Source organism: Phenylobacterium conjunctum (assembly GCF_042679085.1).
GTDB lineage: Bacteria > Pseudomonadota > Alphaproteobacteria > Caulobacterales > Caulobacteraceae > Phenylobacterium > Phenylobacterium conjunctum.
The window spans coordinates 1-25,098 of the sequence record NZ_JBHTLQ010000012.1 but is presented as its reverse complement, the minus strand read 5'-3'; the positions used below and the strand labels follow the sequence as shown (position 1 = coordinate 25,098).

The 25,098-nt window shown below is 67.9% G+C and carries 26 protein-coding genes; 13 read left to right on the top strand and 13 right to left on the bottom strand.

Translation table 11 applies throughout. From position 1 onward, the window contains the following. Positions 1 to 11: 11 nt before the first annotated feature. From ACFQ27_RS07235 to ACFQ27_RS07210, 6 genes are all read right to left on the bottom strand, one after another. Positions 12 to 1,505, bottom strand: a complete 1,494-nt coding sequence (locus ACFQ27_RS07235; RefSeq protein WP_374347588.1) for a replicative DNA helicase — start codon at positions 1,503 to 1,505, stop codon at positions 12 to 14. Positions 1,506 to 1,732: 227 nt separating this feature from the next. Then, positions 1,733 to 4,135, bottom strand: a complete 2,403-nt coding sequence (locus tag ACFQ27_RS07230; protein ID WP_374347590.1) for a TonB-dependent receptor plug domain-containing protein — start codon at positions 4,133 to 4,135, stop codon at positions 1,733 to 1,735. A gap of 187 nt (positions 4,136 to 4,322) precedes the next feature. Continuing rightward, positions 4,323 to 4,907, bottom strand: coding sequence for a 50S ribosomal protein L9 (gene rplI, locus ACFQ27_RS07225; protein ID WP_374347592.1), 585 nt, complete (start codon positions 4,905 to 4,907; stop codon positions 4,323 to 4,325). A gap of 13 nt (positions 4,908 to 4,920) precedes the next feature. Continuing rightward, positions 4,921 to 5,193 carry a 30S ribosomal protein S18 gene (gene rpsR / locus ACFQ27_RS07220; RefSeq protein WP_374347594.1) on the bottom strand — a complete coding sequence of 91 codons (273 nt, stop codon included), beginning with the start codon at positions 5,191 to 5,193 and terminating at the stop codon, positions 4,921 to 4,923. Positions 5,194 to 5,205: 12 nt separating this feature from the next. Further along, positions 5,206 to 5,571 (bottom strand): 30S ribosomal protein S6, encoded by a 366-nt coding sequence (gene rpsF / locus ACFQ27_RS07215; protein ID WP_374347746.1) that lies wholly within the window; start codon positions 5,569 to 5,571, stop codon positions 5,206 to 5,208. A gap of 203 nt (positions 5,572 to 5,774) precedes the next feature. Continuing rightward, positions 5,775 to 6,353, bottom strand: coding sequence for a peroxiredoxin (locus ACFQ27_RS07210; RefSeq protein WP_374347596.1), 579 nt, complete (start codon positions 6,351 to 6,353; stop codon positions 5,775 to 5,777). 107 nt (positions 6,354 to 6,460) lie between these two features. Here ACFQ27_RS07210 and ACFQ27_RS07205 point away from each other — a divergent pair, with 107 nt between their 5' ends. Further along, positions 6,461 to 7,417: a phosphoribosylaminoimidazolesuccinocarboxamide synthase gene (locus ACFQ27_RS07205; protein ID WP_374347598.1), complete on the top strand. Its 957-nt coding sequence runs from the start codon at positions 6,461 to 6,463 to the stop codon at positions 7,415 to 7,417. Positions 7,418 to 7,428: 11 nt separating this feature from the next. Then, complete coding sequence (locus tag ACFQ27_RS07200) at positions 7,429 to 8,727, top strand: metal-dependent hydrolase family protein (protein WP_377353122.1); 1,299 nt, start codon at positions 7,429 to 7,431, stop codon at positions 8,725 to 8,727. A gap of 4 nt (positions 8,728 to 8,731) precedes the next feature. Here the strand turns inward: ACFQ27_RS07200 and ACFQ27_RS07195 are convergent, their stop codons facing one another. Further along, on the bottom strand, positions 8,732 to 9,235 hold the full coding sequence (locus ACFQ27_RS07195; protein ID WP_374347601.1) for an SRPBCC family protein: 504 nt from the start codon (positions 9,233 to 9,235) through the stop codon (positions 8,732 to 8,734). A 109-nt stretch (positions 9,236 to 9,344) separates the two neighbouring features. Between ACFQ27_RS07195 and ACFQ27_RS07190 the strand changes: the two genes are divergently transcribed. Further along, on the top strand, positions 9,345 to 10,139 hold the full coding sequence (locus ACFQ27_RS07190) for a thioesterase family protein (RefSeq protein WP_377353121.1): 795 nt from the start codon (positions 9,345 to 9,347) through the stop codon (positions 10,137 to 10,139). On the opposite strand, the gene ACFQ27_RS07185 is transcribed toward ACFQ27_RS07190, so the two are convergent. From ACFQ27_RS07185 to ACFQ27_RS07165, 5 genes are all read right to left on the bottom strand, one after another. Beyond that, positions 10,140 to 10,937 carry an SDR family NAD(P)-dependent oxidoreductase gene (locus ACFQ27_RS07185; protein ID WP_374347605.1) on the bottom strand — a complete coding sequence of 266 codons (798 nt, stop codon included), beginning with the start codon at positions 10,935 to 10,937 and terminating at the stop codon, positions 10,140 to 10,142. It abuts the gene before it with no gap. Between the two features lie 2 nt (positions 10,938 to 10,939). Next, positions 10,940 to 11,509 (bottom strand): carboxymuconolactone decarboxylase family protein, encoded by a 570-nt coding sequence (locus ACFQ27_RS07180; RefSeq protein ID WP_374347607.1) that lies wholly within the window; start codon positions 11,507 to 11,509, stop codon positions 10,940 to 10,942. A gap of 82 nt (positions 11,510 to 11,591) precedes the next feature. Then, positions 11,592 to 12,059: a hypothetical protein gene (locus ACFQ27_RS07175; RefSeq protein WP_377353120.1), complete on the bottom strand. Its 468-nt coding sequence runs from the start codon at positions 12,057 to 12,059 to the stop codon at positions 11,592 to 11,594. 134 nt (positions 12,060 to 12,193) lie between these two features. Next, the gene (locus ACFQ27_RS07170; RefSeq protein WP_377353119.1) at positions 12,194 to 14,557 is read right to left on the bottom strand and encodes a TonB-dependent receptor; all 2,364 of its coding nucleotides are present in this window, start codon (positions 14,555 to 14,557) and stop codon (positions 12,194 to 12,196) included. Positions 14,558 to 14,709: 152 nt separating this feature from the next. Further along, a complete protein-coding gene (locus tag ACFQ27_RS07165; RefSeq protein ID WP_377353118.1) occupies positions 14,710 to 15,792 on the bottom strand; it encodes a zinc-binding dehydrogenase in 1,083 nt (360 codons plus the stop codon). A 163-nt stretch (positions 15,793 to 15,955) separates the two neighbouring features. Between ACFQ27_RS07165 and fabD the strand changes: the two genes are divergently transcribed. The 10 genes from fabD to ACFQ27_RS07115 all read left to right on the top strand — a co-directional run bounded on the left by fabD (position 15,956) and on the right by ACFQ27_RS07115 (position 23,885). Continuing rightward, positions 15,956 to 16,900, top strand: coding sequence for an ACP S-malonyltransferase (fabD, locus tag ACFQ27_RS07160; RefSeq protein WP_374347614.1), 945 nt, complete (start codon positions 15,956 to 15,958; stop codon positions 16,898 to 16,900). 11 nt (positions 16,901 to 16,911) lie between these two features. Next, positions 16,912 to 17,649, top strand: coding sequence for a 3-oxoacyl-[acyl-carrier-protein] reductase (gene fabG, locus ACFQ27_RS07155; protein WP_374347616.1), 738 nt, complete (start codon positions 16,912 to 16,914; stop codon positions 17,647 to 17,649). Positions 17,650 to 17,789: 140 nt separating this feature from the next. Next, positions 17,790 to 18,029, top strand: a complete 240-nt coding sequence (locus ACFQ27_RS07150) for an acyl carrier protein (protein WP_056019455.1) — start codon at positions 17,790 to 17,792, stop codon at positions 18,027 to 18,029. A 78-nt stretch (positions 18,030 to 18,107) separates the two neighbouring features. Continuing rightward, positions 18,108 to 19,391, top strand: coding sequence for a beta-ketoacyl-ACP synthase II (gene fabF / locus ACFQ27_RS07145; RefSeq protein ID WP_377353117.1), 1,284 nt, complete (start codon positions 18,108 to 18,110; stop codon positions 19,389 to 19,391). After that, positions 19,388 to 20,476, top strand: a complete 1,089-nt coding sequence (mltG, locus tag ACFQ27_RS07140) for an endolytic transglycosylase MltG (protein ID WP_377353116.1) — start codon at positions 19,388 to 19,390, stop codon at positions 20,474 to 20,476. The genes fabF and mltG overlap by 4 nt, the downstream gene beginning before the upstream one ends. After that, entirely contained in the window at positions 20,476 to 21,360 is an 885-nt protein-coding gene (locus ACFQ27_RS07135) for a YicC/YloC family endoribonuclease (protein ID WP_377353114.1), read from the top strand. The genes mltG and ACFQ27_RS07135 overlap by 1 nt, the downstream gene beginning before the upstream one ends. Continuing rightward, entirely contained in the window at positions 21,350 to 22,012 is a 663-nt protein-coding gene (gene gmk / locus ACFQ27_RS07130) for a guanylate kinase (protein ID WP_374347624.1), read from the top strand. Before ACFQ27_RS07135 ends, gmk begins: the two co-directional genes overlap by 11 nt. Before the next feature lie 11 nt (positions 22,013 to 22,023). Continuing rightward, positions 22,024 to 22,347 (top strand): c-type cytochrome, encoded by a 324-nt coding sequence (locus ACFQ27_RS07125; RefSeq protein ID WP_374347626.1) that lies wholly within the window; start codon positions 22,024 to 22,026, stop codon positions 22,345 to 22,347. Between the two features lie 69 nt (positions 22,348 to 22,416). After that, positions 22,417 to 22,836, top strand: a complete 420-nt coding sequence (locus ACFQ27_RS07120; protein WP_374347628.1) for a DUF805 domain-containing protein — start codon at positions 22,417 to 22,419, stop codon at positions 22,834 to 22,836. A 68-nt stretch (positions 22,837 to 22,904) separates the two neighbouring features. Next, positions 22,905 to 23,885 carry an aldo/keto reductase gene (locus ACFQ27_RS07115; protein ID WP_374347630.1) on the top strand — a complete coding sequence of 327 codons (981 nt, stop codon included), beginning with the start codon at positions 22,905 to 22,907 and terminating at the stop codon, positions 23,883 to 23,885. 7 nt (positions 23,886 to 23,892) lie between these two features. Here ACFQ27_RS07115 and ACFQ27_RS07110 read toward each other — a convergent pair whose 3' ends face one another. After that, the gene (locus ACFQ27_RS07110; protein WP_377353112.1) at positions 23,893 to 24,852 is read right to left on the bottom strand and encodes a hypothetical protein; all 960 of its coding nucleotides are present in this window, start codon (positions 24,850 to 24,852) and stop codon (positions 23,893 to 23,895) included. Between the last annotated feature and the right edge of the window lie 246 nt (positions 24,853 to 25,098).

Genomic DNA, 25,098 nt, shown 5'->3' with positions numbered 1-25,098 from the left:
ACCCCCGCGCGTCATCCGTGCTGTTCGTAGCGGCTGTGATCGCGCGCCAAGTTGCCGAACTTGGTCAGGTCGGAGTTGAAGGCCAGCTTCACCGTGCCGATGGGACCGTGACGCTGCTTGCCGATGATGACTTCGGCGACGCCCGCCACCTGGTCCATCTGTTCCTGCCAGGCCAGGTGCTCCGGCGTGCCCTCGCGGGGCTCGGCGCGGCCCAGATAGTACTCCTCGCGGTAGATGAACATGACCATGTCGGCGTCCTGTTCGATCGAGCCGGATTCCCGCAGGTCGGAGAGCTGAGGCTTCTTATCCTCGCGGTTCTCCACCTGGCGCGACAGCTGCGACAGGGCGATGACCGGCACCGAAAGTTCCTTGGCCAAGGCCTTGAGGCCTTGGGTGATCATGCTGACTTCCTGAACCCGGTTGTCGCTCTTGCCCTCGCCGCCGGTGACCAGCTGGAGGTAGTCGACGAAGATGGCGTCCAGGCCGTGCAGGCGCTTCAGGCGGCGCGCGCGGGCGGTGAGCTTGGCCAGGGTGATGCCGCCGGTGGCGTCGATGAACAGCGGCGCTTCCTGGATCTCCAGGGCCGCGTCGCGGATCCGGCCGAACTCGACGGCGTCGATCTCGCCCTTGCGCAGGCGGTCGCCCGACACGCCGGAGACTTCGGCCAACAGGCGCAGGGCCAGCTGTTCGGCGGACATTTCGAGCGAGAAGAAGGCCACCACGCCGCCCGAGACGGTCTTGCGCGTGCCGTCCGGTTGCGGCTCCCAGGCGTAGTGCCGGGCGATGTCGAAGGCGATGTTACAGGCCAGCGACGTCTTCCCCATCGAGGGACGCGCCGCCAGGATCACCAGGTCGGACCCGTGCAGGCCGCCGATCTTCTGGTCGAGGTCGATCAGGCCGGTGGAGATCCCGGCCAGGCCGCCTTCGCGGCTGTGGGCCTCCGCCGCCATGGTCACCGCGCCGTGCAGGGCGTCGGCGAAGCTGACGAAGCCCTGGGAGGTCGTGCCGGACTCGGCCAGGGCGTAGAGTTGCTGTTCCGCGGATTCGATCTGGTCGCGGGCCGAACGGTCCTCCTCGGGCGCCGCGGCGGTGGTGGCGATCTCGCCGCCGATGCGGATCAGGTCGCGGCGCAGGGCCAGATCATAGATGACCCGCGAATAGTCGGGCGCGTTGGCCGCCGGGGGCGCGCGGTCCACGAGGTCGGCGAGATAGCGCACCCCACCCAGCTCGTCGAAGGCCGGGTCGCGGCTGAACTGCTCCGCCAGCAGGATGGGCTCCGCCAGCTGACCCTTGCGGATATGGGTCTCGATGGCCTGGAACAGGCGCTGGTGGAAGGGCTCGTAGAAGTGCCGGCTTTGCAGGAAGTCGCCGAGCCGCTCGAAGGCGGCGTTGTCGTACAGCACCGCGCCCAACAGGGCCTGCTCGGCCTCGATGTTGGCGGGAGCGTGCGGGATGTCCGTGTCGTTGTGCGCGGGACGGAGATCGAGGGCGGGAACCAGAGCCATGAGGTTACCGATATCTTAACGCGACGGGCCAAGGCACTGCGGCGAGTGGTCCTTCAACAGGTTTCCGACCAGCCTGTGGAGAACGCCACGTGGGGTTGGATGCGGAGTCTACCTAGAGCCGGTCTGCGCCAGAAGCGGACGTCCTATCCAGGCTTGAAAAGACGAACGGCGCGGAGCCGAAGCTCCGCGCCGCCGCAAGTCCATCGCTGCGCCTCAGGCGCAGGCGTTTACCACTTGTAGGCCAGGCGCCCGTACACGAACCGCCCGCCGAAGCCGAAGGGCGAGAACGACGAGTAGGGGGCCGCGCCCGTGGTGTTCAGGGCCGGGACGATCTGGTTCGGATAGGTGTCGAACAGGTTGTCCGCGCCCAGCGAGACGGTCACGCCCACCGGGAAGGTGTAGCGGGCCTCAGCGTCCACCACGCCGCGCACGCCGGTGTGGCTGTCGGCGCTGCCGTCAGCCAGGGTGCCCGGCGACAGCACGTCGCCATAGAAGGTGCTGCGCAGGGTGGCGCCCCAGCCGTCCTTGCTCCAGTCGCCTTGCAGGGTCAGCTTCTTGTCCGGGGTGCCTTCCTCGAAGCGCTTGGTAGCCTGGCGGGCGAACAGCGAGACCGGAGACGGCAGGATGGTCGCCGCGGTCACCGGGGTCTTGGTGACGTTCAGGTTGTTGATGTTGCCCGCGGCGGTCAGGTCGAAGGTGCCGGCCTGATCGTCCTGGATCCGATAGTGGGCGACGATGTCGACGCCCTTGGTGTCGGTGTTCACGCCATTGATGAAGAAGCGCGCCGCCGAAGCGCCATAGGGCGACAGCAGATCATAGATCGTCCGGGCGTTGGTGCCGACCGCCGCCGTGGCGCTGCCGGTCAGGGTTTCGGACAGCACGATGCGGTCCTCGACCTTGATCTGGTAGGCGTCGATGGTCAGTTCGAACGCGCCCTTACGATAGACGAGACCCAGGGCGTAGTTCTCCGAGGTCTCGGGCTCCAGGGCCTTGCCGCCCAGCGCCTTGCCGACGGGGCTCACCGACGGATAGGTGCCGGTCTCGAACGGCACGCCGTTGATGTAGAGGATCGAGGTGGCGGTATAGAACTGCTGCTGCAGGGCCGGGGCGCGGAAGCCCGTGGACACCGAACCGCGCAGGGCGAATTCCGGCGTGAAATCGTAGCGGGCCGAGAGCTTGCCGGTCGTGGTGTCGCCAAAGTCCGAATAGTTCTCGTAGCGCACAGCGGCCGAGGCCGAGAGCTTCTCGGTCAGGTTGCCTTCCAGGTCCAGATAGACGCCGGCGGCGTCGCGATCCACGTCGACCACGTTCGAGGGCGTGAAGCCGGTGAAGCCGCGCGAGCCCAGGGCCAGGGTGGTGAAGGGACCGCGGATATAGGAGCCGGGCTCGCCCGCGCCGATCTGATAGGTCTCACGGCGGGCCTCGACGCCGAAGGCGACGTTCAGCGGCTTCACCAGACCAACCTCGACCTCGCGGCTGAAGTCGGCGCCGAACACCAGCTGATCATAGGCCAGCTGACCGGCGTAGAACTGGTGCGGAGAGGTCGGGCCCAGGGAGGGGTTCAGGGTGTTGGCGACGTTGAAGTCGATGGTGTTCTTGCCATAGACGAGGTTCACGTCGGTCTTGAAGCCGGCCAGTTCGCCCTTCAGGCCGACGCCGGCGCTGTGGTCCTCGGTCTTGGTCTTGAGCAGCGGCAGGTAGCCGTTCGGATAGACCGAGATGATGTTCTGGGTGGCGTCGGTCGGCGTGCGGTAAGTGGCCGCCGAGGAGCCTTCGCGCTTCTGGTAGCCGTACCAGCCGTAGGCGCTCCAGTTGTCGTTCAGCGGCTTGCCGGCGTTCAGGTACAGGCTCAGATCGTCGACATCGGCGTCGCCGAAGCGCGAGGTCACCCGGCCCAGGCGCGGATCGATGTCAGAGCGGTTGGTGTTCTCGCGGGTGCGGTACTCCGCCGAGAGAGTCACGAAGCCGTCGCCCAGCAGCGACAGGCCCTGCCAGCCGGAGACCGTGGTGGTCAGGCCGTCGGTGACATTGCCCTTGCGGCCATAGAAGCCGTCCAGGTGGGTCATGTACTGGCCGGTCGTCACCGACAGGCCGCCGCCATGATCGGCTTCACGCAGGCGCAGGTTGATGACGCCGGCGATGGCGTCCGAACCATACTGGGCCGAGGCGCCGTCGCGCAGGACTTCGATGCGCTCGATGGCCGTCGACGGGATGGCGTTCAGGTCGACGGCGGCCGAACCGCGGCCGACGGAGCCGTTGGTGTTGACCAGGGCGGTGGCGTGACGGCGCGCGCCGTTCACCAGCACCAGGGTCTGGTCAGGGCCCTGGCCGCGCAGGGTGGCCGGGCGAATGGTGTCGGTGCCGTCGGTGTTGGACGGACGCGGGAAGGTGATCGAGGGCACCGAGGTGGCCAGGGCGGTGGCCAGTTCGGTCGTGCCGCGCTGCTGCAGCGCTTCGGCGCTGACCACGTCGACGGGCGCGAGGGTTTCGAGCCGGGTGCGGCCTTCGGTGCGGGTGCCGGTGACGACCAGTTCCTCGACCTCGGCGGTCTTGGCGGGCTGGGCGGCGGCGGCGCCGGCCCACAGGCTGGCGGCGGAGGCGGCGGCGAAAAGGATGGTGCGATACTGCATGAGCTTTCCCCTCATCTGACAGGCGCGGGGCGTCTGCGTTGGAAGACTTTAGGGGGCTTAGCTAGGCGGCGTGGCGCGCCGCGGAAATGACATTTTTGCAACAAGATCAGGCAAAGCGCGCACGAAAAAGCGGCGCAGAACAGTGTTCTGCGCCGCTTCTCTAAGCATTTCGGTGACTTAACAGCGATCAGTGATCGCCGTAGTCGCCCTCTTGCTGGCCGGCGCCGCCTTCCAGCATGTCCTGGGCGGCCTCTTCGGCGGCCAGGCGCTCTTCTTCAAATTGCGAGGCGATGATGTTCTCGCCGCGCGCTTGGCGTTCGGCTTCATCAGCGCTGCGCGCGATGTTCAGGGTGATGGTCACGGTGACTTCCGCGTGCAGGCGGACCTTCACTTCGTGCATGCCCAGAGTCTTGATCGGCTTGTCGAGGACGACCATCGACCGTTCGACCTTGCCGCCTTCGGCGTTGATCACGTCAGCGACGTCACGGCCGGAGACCGAGCCGTACAGCTGACCGCTTTCGCCGGCCTGACGGATCAGGATGTAGGCGGTGCCATCGAGCTTTTCGCCCGACTTGCCGGCCTGTTCCTTGGCCTTCAGGTTGCGGGCTTCGATTTCAGCGCGTTGCGCCTCGAAGACCTTCATGTTGGCGGAGTTGGCGCGCAGGGCCTTTTGACGCGGCAGCAGGTAGTTACGGGCGAACCCGTCCTTCACCGTGACCACGTCGCCCAGGGAGCCGCGGCCTTCCACGCGCTCGAGCAGAATGACTTTCATGGATCCGGCTCCCTTACTTCACGACGTAGGGCAGCAGGGCCAGGAAGCGGGCGCGCTTGATGGCCTTGGCCAGTTCACGCTGCTTCTTGGCCGACACCGCGGTGATGCGGGACGGAACGATCTTGCCGCGCTCGGAAACGTAGCGCTGCAGGAGCTTGACGTCCTTGTAGTCGATCTTCGGGGCGTTGGCGCCGGAGAACGGGCACACCTTGCGGCGGCGGAAGAACGGGCGGCGGGCGCCGCCGGCGGCGGCCGCGGCCGGGGCCGAGGAGGTTTCGTCGGTCATGGGATGCCTGCCTTAGAAGGAGTCTTCGCGGCGCGGTTCGCGCTCACGGTCGCGGTCGCGACGGGCCAGGATGGGCGAGAGCTCCAGGTCGAGCTCTTCAACGCGAACGGTCATGTAGCGCAGCACGTCTTCGTTGATCGACAGCTGGCGCTCCATCTCCTTCACGGCCGCCGGCGGGGCGTCCAGAGCGAGGAGGGAGTAGTGACCCTTGCGGTTCTTCTTGATGCGGTAGGTGAGGTTGCGAAGACCCCAGTACTCGATCTTGGCGACAACGCCGCCGCCTTCTTCGATGATCGCCTTGATCGTATCGTTGAGGGCTTCGGCTTGTTGCGGCGAGATATCCTGCCGCGAAATGACGACGTGCTCGTAGAGCGCCATGTGTCCTTTTCCCTTGTGGAAGGCGGCGCGGCCGTCGGCGGGTGAACCGGCGTCCACGATGGCTCTTCAATGGGCGAACGGGGCTTTCCCGTTCCTTTGGAGTTCCCGGCTGAAGACCGCATTCCGTGAAGAGGCGCGCTCATAAGGGAAAAAGCGTTGCAGGGCAAGGCGCTTCGTCCCTCATGAGGCGTCCAGCGGTGCGCCTACCGCTTCGGGTTCTTCGCCCGCCAGCTCTTCAGCGCCGCCATGGTCTGGTTGACGTGGTCGTCCGCCGACAGGTTGTCGTAGGCGAACACCACCTTGCCGTCGGGGGCGATGACATAGGAGGTGCGGGCCGACAGGTCCGCCGGCGCCTTCATGCCCGCGACCTTCAGGGGCGCATCATACTGCTTGGCGATGGAAGCCCCAGGGTCGGCGGCGACGGCGAACTTGCCGCCGCAGGTGGCGGTGTCGGCGGAGAAGACGGCCAGCTGGTCGACCTTGCCGGCGGTCACCCCAATCAGGGTCGCGCCCTGGGCCTTGAAGTCATCGGCGGCCTGCGAGAACAGGTGAGCCTCGAGGTTGCAGCCCTTGGTGTAGGCCGATGGGAAGAAGTACAGGACCACCGGACCCTTCTTGCGGGCCTCGGCGAGGTCGAAGGTGAAGGGCTTGCCGGCGAGGTAGGCCGGGGCCTTGAAATCCGGAGCCTTTGTGCCCGGCGCCAGGTCGGCGAGGGCCGGGGTGGCGAGGGCGCCCGCGGCTGCGGCGGCGAGGGCGAGAGTGCGGAACGCGACGGCTTTCATGGGAGATCCTCCTGCTTGCCCCAACATACGCTTAGTCTAGCCGTCTGGACGCAGCCCTGTCTTCACGGCAAAGGCGGTCTCACCAATCATTCGGCGGAGTGGCGGACATGACGGCGGCGGCGGACGTGGTTCTGCGCGATATCGATATCCCGGAACTGCCCAACCACTATCGCGGCAAGGTGCGGGACAACTACGACCTGCCCGACGGGCGGCGGATCATCATCGCCTCGGACCGAATCTCGGCCTTCGACCTGATCCTGGCGGCGATTCCCTACAAGGGCCAGGTCCTGACCCAGACCGCGCGGTTCTGGTTCGAGAAGACCGCCGACATCTGCCCCAACCACGTCCTGTCCTACCCAGACCCCAACGTCGTGGTCGGCCAGCGGCTGGACATCCTGCCGGTGGAGATCGTGGTGCGGGGCTATCTGGCCGGCACGACGGGGACCTCCATCCTGCCGATGTACAAGAAGGGCCAGCGCACCATGTACGGCGTGACCCTGCCGGAGGGCCTGCGGGACAATCAGGTGCTGCCGCAGCCGATCATCACCCCGACCAGCAAGGCTCTGGACGGCGCCCACGACGCGCCGCTCAGCCCGGCGGAAATTCTGCAGCAGGGCCTGCTGACCCAGGCCCAGTGGGATGAGGTTAGCGCCTATGCGCTCGCCCTGTTCGCCCGCGGCCAAAAGCTGGCCGCCGAACGCGGCCTGATCCTGGTGGACACCAAGTACGAGTTTGGCCTCGACCCGGACGGCAAGATCGTCCTGGCCGACGAGATCCACACCCCCGATTCCAGCCGCTACTGGTTCGCCAGCTCCTATCCCGACAGCTTCGCCCGCGGCGCCCGTCCGGACAGCTTCGACAAGGATTTCGTGCGCGCCTGGGTGGCGGAACGCTGCGATCCCTACAAGGACCCCATTCCGGAGATCCCGGAACAGATGCTGTGGGATACCTCGGCCGTCTATGTGAAGGCTTTCGAGATGATCACCGGCCAGACCTTTGAGGCCCCGGCCGCCGGTGAGCCGGTGATCGCCCGCCTTCGCCGCAACCTGTCGCAGTTCTTCTAGGAGCCCGCCCCATGCGCGCCGCCAGCCTTCTCGCCCTCACCCTGGCTCTGGCGGCGAACGGCGCCCAGGCGAAGGATCAGGTCATCCACGCCGGAACCCTGATCGACGGCCTGTCCGCCCAGCCGCGGACCAAGGTCTCGATCCTGGTCCACGACGACAAGATCACGGCGATCAAGGACGGCTTCGTCACCCCGGCCGGCGCGCAGGTGATCGACCTGTCAAAGGCCACCGTCATGCCGGGCTTCATCGACGTGCACATCCACGTCGGCGCCAAGCTGCCCAGCCGGACCAACGCCACCGAGGACTGGGTGACCCACTCGGCCATCGACCGGGCCTTCGATGACGCCGTCTTCGCCCGCCAGATGCTGCAGCAAGGCTTCACCAGCGCCCGCGACGCCGGCGGCGGCGACGACAGTGTCGCTGTGCGCAACGCCATCGACGACGGCAAGATCGCCGGCCCCCGGCTGTGGGTGGCGCTGGAGCCGCTTGGCCCCACCGCCGGCCATGGCGATCCGCGCTCGGGCCTGGATCCGGCCCTGCGTCACGACGGCTGGGACAACGGCATCGTCGATACGCCCGAGATGGCGCGCATCAAGGTGCGCGAGCATCGCCGTCGCGGGGCCAACCTCATCAAGATCATGCCCTCGGGCGGCATCGCCTCAACCGGCGATGATCCGCGCCAGCAGCTGATGACGGATGACGAGATGAAGGCCGCCGTCGATACGGCTCATATGCTGGGCATGAAGGTCGCGGCCCACATCTATCCCGCCCACGCCATCGAGGCGGCGGTCCGGGCCGGGGTGGATTCGGTGGAGCACGGCTCCTTCGCCACCGACGAGACCTTCGCCCTGATGAAGGCCAAGGGAACCTATCTGGTGCCCACGCTCACCGTGTTCGATGTCTTCTATGAGGCGGCCAGCAAGACGCCGGAGCTGCTGACCCCCGGCACGGCGGCCAAGGAGTTGGCCAATGACCTGCTGCCCAAGCAGAACTTCCCCAAGGCCCTGAAATCGGGCGTGAAGATCGCCTACGGCACCGACCTGGGGGAGGGGAACCACGCCCTGGAGTTCAAGCTGCTCACCCAAGGCGGCATGTCGCCCATGGAGGCGATCTTCACCGCCACCCGCAACAGCGCCGACCTGATCGGGTCGGACAAGATCGGCGCGATCCAGGCCGGTCGCTACGCCGACATCGTCGCGGTCCCCGGCGATCCGCTGAAGGACGTGGGCCAGTTCGAGAAGGTCGCCTTCGTCATGAAGGGCGGGGTGGTCTACCGCCAGGACGGCAAGCCCACCGCCGTCGATCAGTAGGGGGTTAGGGCAGGCGGGCCTTGTAGGCTTCCCGCGTCGCCTTGAAGCGCTCGAAGGGGAACTTGATCGGCACGCCCTCAAGGGCGGCGGCCAGCATCTCCAGGTGGGCTTCCCACCCGGCGCAGGACCGGGCGACATCCTCGCTGGCCGGCATGTCCAGGGTCAGGGTCAGCCGCGCCCCGGCGCCGGTCGGCTCCAGGCTCCAGCAGACCGGTCGCAGGGTCTCGCCCGGCCCGCTCCAGGAATACTCCAGCACCTCGCCCGGCTTGAGCTGGCTGACGATGCTGTCGATGACGATCCCGGAGTCCACGAAGTCCAGCCGCGCGCGGCCGCCGACCTTCAGCTCGATATCGCCGGGCGCGAGCCACAGCGGCAGCTTGGCGGGATCGGTCAGGAAGGCCCACAGGGTGGCGGTGGAATGCTCCACCTCGCGGGTCAGGGTCGCCTGCACCTGATCCCCGAAGAAATCCAGGCGGCCCAGGTCGGGCGCCGCTTGTGTCTCGGACATGATGGCCTCCTTGCAATCCCCCCGATTGGGCCGGCCGCCGGCCCCTGGCCGCCTTGATCCTGGTCAAGCCGTCTCGCCTCCGCGAAAGGAATCCGCCATGGTCCGCGCCATGCAAAACGAACCATTCTTTCAAAGGGACGGTATTCTTTACGTCCCACAGCCGATCGCCCGCGGGCCCTGGAATCCTCAATCCCTGCACGGCCGCGTTATCGCCGGTCTTCTGGGACACGCCCTGGAGGAAGCCTTTGGCGAGCCGGACTTTGTTCCGGCCCGCCTGACCGTCGACATGTTCAAGCTGCCGGGCTTCGATCCCATCGAGGTCCGCACGGCCCTGGTGCGCCAGGGCGGCCGGATCAAGGTCGCCGAGGCGGAGTTCATCTCCGGCGGCGTCTCCATGGCCAAGGCGTCCTGCCAGTTCCTGCGCCGCACCGAGGCGCCCGAGGGCCGGGTCTATGGTCCTGGCAACTGGGACGTGCCGAAGCCGGAAGACATCACCCCGCCCGACTATGGTCCCATGGGCCGCATGTGGGCCACGCGGCCGATCAAGGGCGGCTTCAACGACCCCAACGACGTGCGCCAGACCTGGATGGCCGAGGTGCGTGAGATCGTCGGCGGCATGCCGCTGACCCCGTTCCAGCGCGTGGCCGTGGCCTGCGACTTCGTCAGCCCCTTCGCCCACGTCTCGGACAAGGGCCTGGGCTACATCAATTCCGACGTGACCCTCTATCTGCACCGGCTGCCGGTGGGCGAATGGATCGGGTTCGAGAAGACCGACCACCAGGCCGCCGAGGGGATCGCGGTGGGCGAATGCCGGCTCTATGACGAACAGGGCCCCATCGGCTTCGCGTCCTGCGCCGCGCTCGGACAGAAGCGGCCTCCGCCGCCACCGCCCACCAAGGCCTGATCACCCGATCCGGCTCGACATGCCGCCGTCCACCGGCAGGACGACGCCCGTGATGAATCGGGCCTCGTCGCTGGCCAGGAACAGGGCCGCATAGGCCGTGTCCCAGGCGTCGCCCATCTTCTGGCCGAGCGGCACCCGGGCGGCGCGGCTGGATCGCACGGCCTCGACGCTCTGGCCGGTGGCCTGGGCGATGCCCTCGATGGCCATGGGCGTGTCCATCAGGCCCATGGCGATGGCGTTGCAGCGCACGCCCTTGCCGGCGTTGGCCTGGGCGACGCTGGTGGTCATGCGGTTCACGGCGGCCTTGGAGACCTCGTAGGCCATCTGGTTCCCGCCGGCGATCCCGGCCAGGGACGAGACATTGACGATCGAGCCCTGGCCCGCCTCGCGCATCAGGGGCAGGGCGGCCTTGATGGTCAGCCACATGCCCTTGAGATTGACCGTCATGATCCGGTCGAAGGCGGCTTCTTCCAGCCGGTGCGCGGGACCGTCGCCCCCGCCGCCGATGCCCACATCATTGACCAGCACATCGATCCGGCCCCAGCGCGCCTTGGCCGCCGCGATGATCCCCGCCGCTTCGTCCGGCCGGGTGATGTCGGCCTGATGGGCGAAGGCCTTGCCGCCCTCGGCCACGATCAGGCCCGCCGTCTCCTCGGCCCGTTCCGGGGCCCGGTCGACGCACAGCACCTGCGCGCCTTGCCGCGCGAACAACAGGGCGATGGCCCGGCCATTACCCACCGTCTCGCCCGGCGTCTGGCCGGCGCCGACCACCACGCAGACCTTGCCTTCGAGCCGCATGATCAGAAGCCCTTCAGGTCGGGATCGAGGGTCTGGCCCTCGTCCAGCTGCACCCCGAAGGTGTTCAGGATCATGGAGACCTGAGTGTACTGGCCGGCGGTGTAGACCAGGTCCATGCACTGCTTGTCGCTGAAGTGCGCCTTCAGGGCGGTCCAGGTGGCGGGGGTGATGAACTGGTCGTGGTGCAGCTCGTCGCTGGCCTGCAGCAGGGCGGCGTCGGCAGGGCTCCAGGACGGCGCGGCGGCGCCCGTCTTGATCGCGGCGATCTCGGCGGCGGTCAGGCCGGATTTCAGGCCGATCTCGGTGTGCTGGGTCCACTCATAGCCGGAGCGGCAGAGATAGCCGATGCGCAGGATGACAATCTCCCGCTCACGGGCGGGCAGGTCGTTGCGGCGCGACAGGATGTAGTTCCCCCAGGCCAGGAAGCCCTTCGCGGCCTTGGGCGTCCGCGCCATGGTCCGGAAGATGTTCAGCACCCGGCCGCCGGCCCGCATGGGGGCGACGATCTCTTCCTGTTCGGCGTCGAACTCGGAATCGGCCAAGGGCGCGATGCGCGGGCTGGTCAGTCTCATGGATTTCCTCCCGGAGGCGTGGTTCGCCGTCTCGTAAGGTCATCCTAGCGGCCGCGCGGCTTCAAACAACCGGTATGCTGATCTAGGCGTCAGCCCTGGGCCAGGCCGCGGGAAAGGTCTCGGAGGTCGACGCCCGCTTGGGCGGCGCCGGCGCGGGGCGTGGCACGAGGGGGAGCAGGGCGAACGCCGCCTGGCCCAGCAACCCTAGCCGCCCGGCCGGGGCCGACAGGCCGCGAAAAATCTCGCCCGGCGCCTGGCCGAACACCAGCAGCCCCAGGAGCATTTCCAACGACATCAGCAGGGTGAAGGCGGCGACGCCCATGGCCAATCGGTCGGCGAAGCGTCGGCTGGCCCAGGGCGCACCGAGGATCAGGCCGCAGATAAACCAGGCCACCGCGAGCATCATCGGCAGTTCGAGGAGGACGGCGCCGACTGGCCCTGTCAGCGGCGTGACCAGCAGCACACGAACGGCGCCCATCAAAGCCCCGGCGGCGAAAGTCGGCAGGGCGTAAGCCGCCGCCATCGCCCAGATCACATGTCTGCCAGCCATCTCGGCCTCCCGTGTGTTGGGAGGACTATGATCCGGATGCGGAGCTCGCGCCTTGAGCGATCTCAACTCGTCGCAGATGCGACGAAATGGCCCGGCGCGCCGCCCGAGGGCGACCACGCCGGGCCTTCATGGTCTTAGAACGACTGGCGGACCGTCACGCCGACGGTGCGCGGCTGGCTGACCAGGTAGCCGTAGCGGGCCCGCAGGCCGCGCTCGCGGTCAACGGCCAGCTCGGCCTTCTCGTCCGTCAGGTTGTTGACGAAGAAGGCGGCTTCCCAGTCCTCGCTGCGAACGCCGACGCGGAAGTTCACCTGGGTGTAGGCCGGCAGCTTCAGCTGGAAGTTCAGCGACGACACCGACGGGGCGCCGATGTTGAACAGGCTGACGGTGCGCGGGTTGCTCTCCTGGTCGGAGATCTGGGTGAACCGGTCGCCCACATACTGGACCGACAGGTTGCTGAACGCCGTCAGGCCGTTCTCCATGGGCCGCACATAGCCAACCGCCGCAGCGCCCTGGAACTTCGGCACAGTGGGCAGGCGGTTGCCGTCACGCAGGGACTGCAGGACCGCGCCCGACGAGTCGCGGACGCTGGAACGCAGTTCCGAGTTGTTCCAGGAGGCCGACAGGCTGACGTCGAAGTTCTCGGTCAGCTGCTTGTTGAACTCGGCTTCCAGGCCCATCGAGCGCGCCTTGGGCACGTTGACGATGATCCGCGAGGAGCAGCTGCCCGCGTCCACGGTGGCCTGCAGGTTCTCGATGTCCGAGACGAAGGCCGCGGCGGTGAAGGAGCCGCCCGGGATCTTGGCTTTCATGCCGGCTTCGTAGTTCCAGACCTGCTCGTTCTCGAAGCTCGGCTTGGCCAGGGGCGTGAAGGTCGCCAGGTCGGCCGCGTTGCAGAGCGGCTTGTTCAGCGGGTCGTTGACGCCGCCCAGGCGGAAGCCCTTCGAGATCTGGCCGTTGATGGTCAGGTTGTCGGTGGCCTTGTAGGCGACGATGACCCGCGGGGCGGAGTCGTCGGCCTTCACATTGCCCGGATAGTCGATGGTCACGTCGGCGAAGATGCCGTCGAAGGTCAGCTTGCGCTTCTCTTCATAGCGGGCCAGGCGCAGACCGGCGGTCACGTCCAGGCGGTCGTTGACGTGCAGGGTGGCTTCACCGAACACCGCCGACTGCTTCAGGGTGTAGGGCACCGTGGAGTAGTAGAGCGCGTCGGTCGGGGCGCGGGCGCCCTTGGTCGGGATGCCGGTCAGCTTGCTGAAGCCGGCGACATCCAGGTACTGGGCGTAGTCGCGGTCCATGTCGCTGTAGAAGGCGCCGACCACCCAATCCAGCTTCTCGGCGTTGTTCGAGGCCAGGCGGACTTCCTGGGTGAACAGCTTGACGCCCGTGGTGTCATAGAGCGGCGCGTCCAGGGTGTAGACATTGGCGCCCAGGCCGATGGAGCCGCCGGTGATCGAGCCGGTCAGGGCCGTCGCGTCGCGCACGACCAGCACGTCGCGGTCCGTGTAGGACGAGATCGAGGTCAGGGTCATACCGCCCAGGTCCAGGGCGACGGTCAGGTCGGCCAGCTTGAACTTGTCGGAGAACTTCTCTTCGAGCTGGGTGTACTGGTTCAGATTGCCCAGGGACACCTTCGGCCGGGTGGTCGTGTAGGGGTTGCCCAGGATGTTGAACCGGTCGACGCGGTTGAAGCCGTTCACCGACACGTTCTGCTGCAGATAGCGCGGGGTGATGGTCAGGTTGTCGGTGGCCTGGATCTTGGCGGCGATGCGGAAGCCGGTCCGGGTGCCGTCATTGACGTCCTCGTTGATCGAGCCGTCCGGCTGGACCGCGTCGATGAAGCCGGGGAACTGCGAGCCATAGGCCACGACGCGCAGGGCCACCTGGTCGCCGATCGGGATGTTGATGGCGCCCTTCAGGTCGGCGCCACGGCCGCCGTGGGTGACGAAGCTGCCGGTGCCTTCCGCCGAGCCGCTCAGCTCGCCCAGCTGCGGCTGGTTGGTGATGTAGCGGACGGTGCCCGAGAGCGAGCCAGAGCCGAACAGGGTGCCCTGCGGCCCACGCAGCACTTCGATGCGGCTCAGGTCGAACAGGTCGAGGTCCGGGGTGAACAGCGACAGCGAGACAACGCTTTCGTCGAGATAGACGCCGACCTGTTCCTTCACGCCCGGCTGGTCGCGGGCGAGCTGGCCGGCGGAGATGCCGCGGATCGCGACCTGGCTCTGGCCGGGGCCGAGGTTCTGGACGGTGAAGCCCGCGATGTTGCGCGAGATGTCTTCAAGATTGACGGCGCCCGAGGCGCGCATCTTGGTCTCGGACATGGCGTTGACCGAGAACGGAACGTCGATCAAGGCCTCGTCGCGCTTCCGCGCGGTGACCACCAGTTCTTCGACGTCCGTCGTCGTGTCAGCGGCGAAGGCCATCGCCGGCAGGGCGGCGGAAATGGCGAGCAGGCTCGCGCCGAGCACGGCGCGAAGGCGGATATTGGAAGCCGGCATGGCGTTCCCCCAAAGGCTTTGCGTTTTGGCGGAACGACGTTCGTCCCGCGCGGCGACAATGGCTTTGGCTTGGGCGGCGCAGTCAACTCCTGCGGGTTCAAAACTGTCACATTTGTGGGCGCCGTGCCGTTCGGGACACGGCGCCTTTGGGCCTAACGTCCTGGTTCCACGAGAATTTTGACGTGTGCTTCCGGATCACCAAGGGTGACGAAAGCTTGGGCGACCTCGTCCAGGCCGACCTTTCCGGTCACCACCCGACTCACATCGATCACCCCTTCGGACAGCTGTCGCAGGGTCATGGCGAACTCGTCCGGCGTGTAGCCGAAGACGAAGGTCAGTTCGATCTCCTTGGTGATGGCGATGGTCGGCTCGATCTTGTCGGTCTCCATGCAGACCCCGGCGACCACGATCTGGCTCCCGGCCGGCGAGGCCTCGATCAGGTGCTGCAGGACGCCTGGCGCGCCGACGCATTCGAACACCACGGGCTGGCCAAACGTCTTGCCCATCATCCTGGCCATCTGCTGGGCGGCGCGGGCGGTGGGGACACCGAAGCTGTCCCAGCGGGCGTGCGGGCTTTCCTTGGCCGGATCGATCACCACGTCGGCGCCCAGCATCTCGGCGGCGGCGCGGCGGCGGGGGGAATAGTCCGAGGCGATCACCGGGCCATGGCCCTTGGCCTTCAGCCCCGCGATCACCGCCAGGCCAACCGGGCCGCAGCCGATCACCAGGCAGACCGAGTCCTTGTCGAGCTTGGCCTTGGCGACGGCGTGCGCGCCGACCGCGAAGGGCTCGGTCAGGGCGGCCTGGTCGGTGGGCAGGCCGTTCGGCACTTCCAGGATCATGGCCTCGGTGAGCAGCATGCGCTCGGCGAACCCGCCGGGCAGGGCGTTGGAATAGCCCAGGGCCTCGATGCCGCTGGCGGTCATGGTCACCGGCACGCTGACCACGCGGGTCCCGGCCTTCAGGGTCTTGGGCGAGCCCGGGCCGTGGTCGAGGATCTCGGCGCAGAACTCATGGCCGAACACGGTGTCGGCGGTGGGGTTGAAGGTCCCCGCATCTCCGCCGCTCGCCCGCCGCGTGGTCTCGATCATGTGCTCCATGTGGTGCAGGGCGTGCAGGTCCGAGCCGCAGATCCCGCAGGCCAGGGTCTTCACCAGCACCTGACCTGGCCCCGGGGTCAGCTCCGGAATCTCGTCGCAGATCAGTTGCTTGTTGCGGCGGATGACGGCGCGCATGGAGACCTCCCTTTATCGTTGGAGCCACCTTGGCGGGTCCGGCCGGCGATTTCCAGTATGACGCAAGGGGAGGGGGCGAACCTTGCCCAGGCCCGGCTTATCCCCTAACCCTCGCGGCTCGGAATCGACGAAGAGCGCGACAGCGCCAGGACGGGAGCACCCCATGACCCTCGCCTTTATCTTCCCCGGCCAGGGCAGCCAGGCCGTCGGCATGGGCGCCGATCTCGCCGAGGCCTTCGGCGCCGCCCGCGAAGTCTTCCAGGAGGTCGACGACGCCCTGGGTCAGAAGCTGTTCGCCCTGATGAAGGACGGCCCCGAGGCCGACCTGACCCTGACCGAGAACGCCCAGCCGGCGCTGATGGCTGTGTCCCTGGCGGTGATCCGCACCCTGGACAAGGAGTTCGGCGTCTCCATCGAGAAGGCCGGCTTCGTGGCCGGTCACAGCCTGGGCGAATACTCCGCCCTGGCCGCCGCCGGCGCTATCAGCCTGGCCGACACCGCCCGGCTGCTGAAGCTGCGCGGCCAGGCCATGCAGCGGGCCGTGCCGGTGGGCGAGGGGGCCATGGCCTCGCTGATCGGCCCCAAGACCGACGTCGCCCTCGCCGAGGCCGCCGCCGCTGAAGGCGCCAAGGTCGGGGTCTGCGTGGTCGCTAATGACAATAACGCCGGCAATGTCGTGATCTCCGGCGCCAAGGCCGCCGTGGACGCCGCCATCGAGGCCGCCAAGGCCCTGGGCGCCCGGGCCATCCCGCTGAACGTGTCCGCGCCCTTCCACTGCCCGCTGATGCAGCCGGCCGCCGACGAGATGGCCCAGGCCCTGGCCGACGCCACCATCCTGGCCCCGCGCGCGCCGCTGGTGGCCAACGTCACCGCGCGCCCGACCCTGGACCCCGAGGCCATCCGCAAGATGCTGGTGGAGCAGGTCACCGGCCGCGTGCGCTGGCGCGAGAGCATGATCTGGCTGGCCGGCGACGGCGGCGTGACCCGCTTCGCCGAGGCGGGCTCCGGCAAGGTGCTGTCCGGCATGGCCAAGCGCATCGCCCCCGATTCGGAAGCCACCCCGCTCAACACCCCGGCGGACCTCGAAGCCTTCGCCAAGTCGCTCTAGGGACGAGAATGATGTTCGACCTTTCCGGCAAGACCGCCCTCGTCACCGGCGCCACCGGCGGCATCGGGGCTGAGATCGCCCGCACGCTCCACGCCCAGGGCGCGCATGTCGTCCTGTCCGGCACCCGCGAGGCGGTGCTGAGCGAACTCGCCGGCCAGTTGGGCGAGCGGGTCTCGGTGGAAGCCGCCAACCTGTCCGACGCCGAATCGGTCGACGGCCTGGTGGGCCGGGCCGAGAAGGCCACCGGCCAGCTCGACATCCTGGTCGCCAACGCCGGCATCACCCGCGACGGCCTGCTGATGCGCATGAAGGATGACGACTGGGACCAGGTCCTCAAGGTCAATCTGGAAAGCTATTTCCGCCTGTCGCGGGCCGCCATGCGCGGGATGATGAAGCGCCGCTTCGGCCGCATCATCGGCATCACCTCGGTCGTGGGCGTGATGGGCAACCCGGGCCAGACCAACTATGCGGCCTCCAAGGCCGGCATGATCGGCTTCTCGAAGTCCCTGGCCCAGGAAGTGGCCTCGCGCGGGATCACGGTGAATTGCGTGGCGCCGGGCTTCATCGAGAGCCCGATGACCGACGCCCTGAACGAAGCCCAGAAGGCCCAGATCATGGGCACGATTCCGGCCGGCCGGCTGGGGCAGGGCAGCGAAGTGGCCGCGGCCTGCGCCTATCTCGCCAGTGACGAAGCCGCCTACATGACGGGCCAGACCCTGCACGTGAACGGCGGCATGGCCATGATCTGACCGGCTGGCCTCGCCGGGACGAACATGCTACGGCCACCTCGAACCGGAGAGGCTCAGGTCTCGAAACCTAGTTCCGCGAGCGGTTGACATCCTGTCGGCGGTCGCAGATGGATCAGTTGAACAACAGGGACTTACTACGAATGTCCGATATCCTTGAGCGCGTGCGCAAGATCGTCATCGAACACCTCGACGCCGACCCGGAAAAGGTCACCGAGAAGGCTTCCTTCATCGACGATCTGGGCGCCGACAGCCTCGACAACGTCGAGCTGGTCATGGCCTTCGAAGAGGAATTCGACATCGAAATCCCGGACGACGCCGCCGAACACATCCAGACCGTGGGTGACGCGGTGAAGTTCATCGGAGAACGTCTGGGCGCCTAAAGGCCCCGGTCTCGTCGAAGATTTGGCCGCCGCGACCTTCACCCGAAGGCGCGGCGGTCTGCGTATTGGAGCGTCCACATGCGTCGTGTCGTCGTCACTGGCATCGGTCTCCTGACCCCTCTCGGCCAAGGTCGTGAGCTCAGCTGGAAGGCCATTCTCGCGGGCAAGTCCGGCGCGGGCCGGATCACCACCTTCGACCCCAGCGACTATGCCTGCCAGGTCGCCTGCGAAGTGCCGCGGGTCGATGGCCGCGGCGGCGGCGGCGCGGATGTTGAAGGCTCCTTCGACCCTGACCAGACCATGGCGCCCAAGGACCAGCGCCGGGTCGACGACTTCATCCTCTACGCCATGGCCGCGGCCGACGAGGCGGTGAAGGATTCCGGCTGGCAGCCGGAAGACGACGAGGGCCGTGAGCGCACCGGCGTGATCATCGGCTCCGGCATCGGCGGCCTGGCCACCATCGAGAAGAACAGTGTCGAGCTGCACGAGAAGGGGCCGCGTCGGATCAGCCCCTTCTTCATCCCCTCGGCCCTGATCAACCTGGCCTCGGGCCAGGTCTCCATCCGCTACGGCTTCAAGGGCCCGAACCACTCGGTCGTGACGGCCTGCGCCACGGGCGCCCACGCCATCGGCGACGCCGCCCGGATGATCAAGTACGGCGACGCTGACGTCATGGTGGCCGGCGGCGCCGAAGCCGCCATCTGCCCGGTTGGCATTGCGGGCTTCATCGCCTGCCGCGCCATGTCCACGGGCTTCAACGACGCCCCGGAAAAGGCCAGCCGGCCCTATGACAAGGACCGCGACGGCTTTGTCATGGGCGAGGGCGCGGGCGTTCTGGTGCTGGAAGAGTACGAACACGCCAAGGCGCGCGGCGCGAAGATCTATTGCGAAGTGTCAGGCTATGGCCTGGCCGGCGACGCCTATCACATCACCGCCCCCGCCGAGGACGGCGACGGCGGCTTCCGCGCCATGCGCGCCGCCCTCAAGGACGCGGGCATCCAGGCCTCCGAGGTCGACTACGTCAACGCCCACGGCACCTCGACGCCGCTGGGCGACGAGATCGAGCTGGGCGCGGTCACCCGCCTGATGGGCAACGCCGTCAAGGGCCTGACCATGTCGTCGACCAAGTCGGCCACCGGCCACCTGCTGGGCGCCGCCGGGGCCATCGAGGCGGCCTTCACCGCCCTGGCGATCCGCGACCAGATCGCCCCGCCGACGATCAACCTCGAAAATCCCTCCGTGGAGACCGAGATCGACCTGGTGCCGAACAAGCCCAAGCCGATGAAGATCGACGTCGCCCTGTCCAACAGCTTCGGCTTCGGCGGCACCAACGCCTCCGTGATCTTTAAGAAGGTCCCGTGAGCGGGAACCGCCGGTCCGCCAAGGGTGGGGTTTCGCCGGCCCGCCGCCTGATCACCACCGCGCTCAGCGCGGCCGCGACCTTCGTGGTCGTGCTGATGGCCGCCCTGATGTGGGCCGTCTGGACCTATCAGGGGCCAGGCCCCGCCGCGAAGTCGGGCGACGTGACGACGGTGGAGCTGCGCCGCGGCGCCAGCCTGCCGGAGATCGCCTCGACCCTGGAACGCGCCGGCGTGGTGCGCTCCAGCGCCATCTTCATCGCCGCCGCCCAGGCCACCGGCGCGGCGCGCCAGATGAAGGCCGGCGAATACGAGGTGCCCAGCAAGGCCTCCATGGCCCGCATCCTCGATGACATCCGCCATGGCCGCATCGTCAAGCACCAGGTGACCATCGCCGAGGGCCTGACCAGCGAGATGGTGGTCGAGATCCTGGCTAAGAAGAGCGACCTGACCGGCGAGGCGCCCGCGCCGGCCGAAGGCTCCATCCTGCCCGAGACCTATCAGTACGAACGCGGCGAGGACCGCGCCAAGGTGCTGAAGCGGATGATGGACGCCCGCGACGAACTGCTCGCCACCCTGTGGGCCCGCCGCCAGCCGGGCCTGCCCTTCACCACGCCGATGGAGGCCGTCACCCTGGCCTCTATCGTCGAGAAGGAGACCGGCAAGGCCAGCGAGCGTCCGCGTGTCGCCGCCGTGTTCCTGAACAGGTTGCGTTCCGGCATGCGGCTGCAGAGCGATCCGACGATCATCTACGGCATCACCGGCGGTCGGCCCCTGGGCCGGGGCATCCGCGCCTCGGAACTGGCTCAGGCGACGCCCTACAACACCTATCAGATCGACGGCCTGCCGCCGACGCCCATCGCCAATCCGGGCCGGGCGGCGATCGCCGCTGTGCTCGATCCGCCAAAGACCGACGAGCTCTATTTCGTCGCCGACGGCACCGGCGGCCACGTCTTCGCCTCCACCCTTGAGCAGCACAACGCCAACGTCGCGCGCTGGCGCAATGTGGAGCGCCAGCGGGCGGCTTCGTCCGGCGGCGAGGGCCTGGACGGCGCTGTGGACGCGTCGAAGGTCAAGGCTGAGCCCTGATGGCCTTGTCCGGAATGACCGGCTTCGGCCGGGCTGAGGGCGCGTTGGGCGACTGGACCTGGGCGGTCGAGGCGCGCTCGGTGAATGGCCGCAACCTGGAGGTCCGCTTCCGCGGGCCGCCGGGCTTCGATGGCCTCGACCGCGCCGCCCGCGAGGGCGCGCAGTCCCGGTTCCAGCGCGGCCAGGTGACGGTCGGCGTCACCGCCAAGCGGGCTGAGGGCGCGGGCGCCGTCCGCATCAATATCGACCAGCTCGAGCGCTATTTGGCGGCCGGTGCGCCCTATCTCGCCGATGGCCGGGCCGCGCCGCCCCGCCTGGACGGCCTCCTGGCCCTGCGCGGGGTGATTGAGGCCGACGCCGGCGCCGATGATCCCGAAGCCCTGGCGGCGCTGGAGGCGGCCATGTCCGGCTCCCTGGCCATCGCCCTCGACGGCCTGCTCGCAGCGCGTCGGGAAGAGGGGGCTCAGCTGATGGGCGTCCTGGGCGGACTGGTCGACCGTATCGCAGCCCTGGTGACTGACGCCGAGGGCGTCGCCGCCGGCCAGCCCATGGCCATCAAGGACCGCTTCGCCCGTCGCATGGGCGAACTGGCCGGGGACAGCGCCCTGGTCGCCGACCGTATCGTGGTCGAGGCCGCCGCCCTGGCGGTGAAGGCCGATGTCCGCGAGGAGCTGGATCGCCTGGCGGGCCACATCGCCGCCGCGCGCACCCTGCTGGCCTCTGACGCCGCCGCCGGCCGTCGCCTGGACTTCCTGACCCAGGAATTCATGCGTGAGACCAACACTCTGTGCTCCAAGTCGGCCCTGCCGACCTTGACCGCCGTGGGCCTGGAGCTAAAGGCCGTGGTCGAACAGTTCCGGGAGCAGGTGCAGAATGTCGAGTGACGGCGATCATCCCCGTCCGTGGGAAACCCAGCGTCGCGGCCTGCTGCTGCTCGTCTCCAGCCCGGCCGGCGCCGGCAAGACCTCGCTGTCCCGCCGCCTGGTCGCCGACTATTCGGACCTGAACCTGTCCATCTCCTGCACCACCCGCGCCCCGCGCCCGGGCGAGGAGGAGGGGCGGGAGTACTATTTTCTCGATCGCCCGACCTTTGAGGCCCGTATCGCCGAGGGCCAGTTCCTGGAATGGGCCGAGGTCAACGGCAACCTGTACGGCACCCCCAAGGCGCCGGTGATGGCCGCGCTCGAGGCCGGCCACGACGTCCTGTTCGACATCGACTGGCAAGGCGCCGCCCAGGTGAAGGCGCAGGCCCCGGACGACTGCGTGAAGGTGTTCATCCTGCCGCCGTCCTGGGCCGATCTGTCCCGCCGGCTGCACGCCCGCGCCCAGGATTCCGAGCAGATCATCCAGAGCCGCATGACCCTCGGCCGCGAGGAGATCAAGCACTGGGCTGAGTACGACTACGTGATCGTGAACAAGAATTTCGACCGCGCCTATGCCGATCTCGGCCATATCTATCGCGCTGAGCGGATGAAGCCCGGCCGCAATCCCTGGCTTCCGGACTTCGTCCGCGGCCTGGGCGAAGAAGTCGTCTGACGGAGCCCGATATGCGTCTGCTGCCGATCCTTGGACTTCTGACGATCCTGGCCGGCGCAGCGCACGCCCAGACGCCCAGCGCCTCCAAGGGCCAGAAGATCGCCCAGACCTATTGCGCCTCGTGCCACGCGGTCGGCCGGACGGGGAAGAGCCCCAACCCGAAGTCGCCGCCCTTCCGGACCCTGCACGACCGCTACCCGGTGGAAGACATCCAGGAAGCCCTGGTCGAGGGGATCTCCACGGGACACCACGGCATGCCGGAGTTCACCTTCGATGAGGCCTCGAGCAATGATCTCATCGCCTATCTGAAGACACTGGAACGGCGGAAGAAATAACGGCTCTCCCCTCATTCTTGATTGTGTCCGCACCAAGTGATCTCCAAGATTGCAGGGCTGGGGGCGGGTGTGCTGGATCGACTTTTCAAGTTTTCGGGGCGTTCGAGCCGGCTGGCCTTCTGGCGGGTCCAGCTGATCTGTTCAGCCCTTATCGGCCTCGTCTGGATCCTTGGCCTAGCGGCCTCGCTGGTGGTCGGGCCCTGGTCGGCGCCGCTGTTCCTGCCCATTCTGCTCTTGCTGATCCCCCTCGTGGCGGTCGGCGTGCGGCGGGTTCATGACCGTGGTCGGGACTGGCGCTGGCTGGTCCTGCTGGCCTTGGGTCCCTACCTGCTGGCGATGTGGGCCTCGCTGTCACCGCCACTGGTCGGCGTCGTGCTGATGCTGGCGGCCACGCTCCTGAACCTCTGGGGCTGGGTGGAGCTGGGCCTGCTCAAGGGCGACCCTGGCCCCAACGCCTATGGGCCCCCGCCGCGCCTCGACGCCCTTTGAGCCGCATGGCGCTTGACCCTGGTGGCTGACCGGCCTTTGAAGTCCTGAGCCATCAGAGGGACACATCCATGCAGAAGCGCCGCGTCGGAGAGTTTGAGGTTTCGGCCATTGGCCTGGGCTGCATGAGCCTGTCCCACGCCTACGGCCCGCCGCCGCCCCGGGAACAGGCCGAGCAGGTGCTGCTGGGCGCCCTGGACGCCGGCTACACCTTCTTCGACACCGCCGCCGTCTACGGCCTGGGCCACAACGAGACCCTGGTGGGCGAGGTGCTGGGTCCGCACCGCGACAAGATCGTGCTCTGCTCCAAGGCGGGCCTCAGCCGTGGGACCCAGCGCGAACTGAACGGCCACCCCGACGTCCTGAAGGAGACCTGCGAGCTTTCCCTGAAGCTGCTGAAGACCGAGGTCATCGACCTCTACTATCTGCACCGGTGGGACCGCCGGGTGCCTATCGAGGACAGCGTCGGCGCCTTGGCCGATCTGGTGAAGGCCGGCAAGATTCGCAGTATCGGCCTGTCGGAAGTCTCCGCGCCCACCCTGCGCCGGGCTCATGCGACCCATCCGATCGCGGCCCTGCAGACGGAATACTCCCCCTGGACCCGCAACCCCGAGATCGCCGTGCTGGACGCTTGCCGCGAGCTGGGCGTGACCTTCGTGGCCTTCAGCCCGGTGGGGCGGGGTTTCCTGGCCGGCGGCGTGCGCAGCGCCGCGGACATCAAGGACGGCGACTTCCGCCAAGCCATGCCGCGCTTCATGGGCGAGGCCTTCGCCGCCAATCTCGACCTTCTGGCCCAGTTCGAGGCCGTGGCCCGCGAAGCCGGCTGCACGCCGGCCCAGCTCTGCCTGGCCTGGCTGCTGCAGAAGGACCCGATCATCGTGCCGATCCCCGGCACGTCGAGCCCCGATCACATGCGGGAGAACGCCGCCGCCGCGGACGTCGTCCTGTCCGCGGCCGTGATGGCGCGGGTCGACGAGATCGTGAATGACAGCACGGTCCAGGGCGCGCGCTACAACGACGTCATGCAGGCTTCCGTCGACACGGAGCGCTAGAACGCTTCTAGGTCCGGCCGTCGCGCTGTAGCCAGCGGCGGGCCTGGGCGGCGCCCAGGCCAAGGCCGGCGAGGTTCTCCATCAGGCTTCGGGCCAGCGCCCAGTTGGCCTCGATCGCGTGGAGCATCTCCGGCCGCTCAAGGGCCGAGGTGGGGATGACCAGGCCGCGGCCACGCCGGGTGCATAGTCCGGCCTCTTCCAGCCAGCCGACCTGCCGCCGCGCGGTCTCGTAGGGCATCTTCAGCTGTCGGGCGATGGCGTGGGTGGTCACTGGACGACGCAGGTCGTCGGGCGGCGGCGTGTCCGGGCGGGCGTAGCGGGGACCGGCCTCCGCGTCGCGGGCGATGTGCAGGGAATTGGCCCGGATGATCGCCAGGACCAGCAGGGCGGTCTGGGTGTTCAGGCCCACACTGGCGCGGGCCAGGTTGAGCAGGTCCAGCAGGTAGTAGGCCGCCATCCGCGCCACGATCCTGCGAAAGTCGGGCGCGATCCTCCGGCGCTTGGCCTCATAGGTGACGCTGAGCGCATCCAGGTCGCAGATGAAGACCAGGGTGGCGCGCCAGATTGCGTCGATCCCGCTGAGCGACGCTTCCCCGCTGGCGACCTCGTAGGGAATGACAACGCCCCCGTCCTCGCCGCGTCGGCAAAGCCCCAGCGCGGTAAGCTTCCCCACATGGCGGCGCGTCGTTTCATAGGGCAGGGCAAGTTCACGCGAGATGGCCAGGACGCTGACCGATTGCCGCGCCTGATCGTCCGGCACATCCAGCACCCCGGCATGTCGGCGGGCGGTGCGGGGGCTTTTGAAGGCTTCCCTGAGGTTCGCGCGGGAGATCGCGAGATAAACCACAGCCGTTACAAGGTCGCCCTGGGCGCCCTGGGTAACGATGTCTGCGATCTTTAGAACATAGTCGATCGACAGGGCGATGACTTGGCGACTTGGAGGTCCGTCGATCTCGCCCTCGTCCATAACCTGTCTGACCGTTCCTTCAGAGGCGAAGCGCGCTCAAGCAACGTCATAGCTATGGAGATTCGCCAAAAGGCAGATCGACCAAATCTCTATCGGGGCGGGATTCGAGGTTTGGCACCCGACCCGGTTGCGGGCGCACGGACTGGGGACGACCGTCAGGCCGCCCCCAGCTGTCGTCTTAGTGCTTTTCCCCCGCGGCGGCGGCCGGCGCGGCCAGGGCGGCGGCCAGGGCGGCGGCGTCGGCCA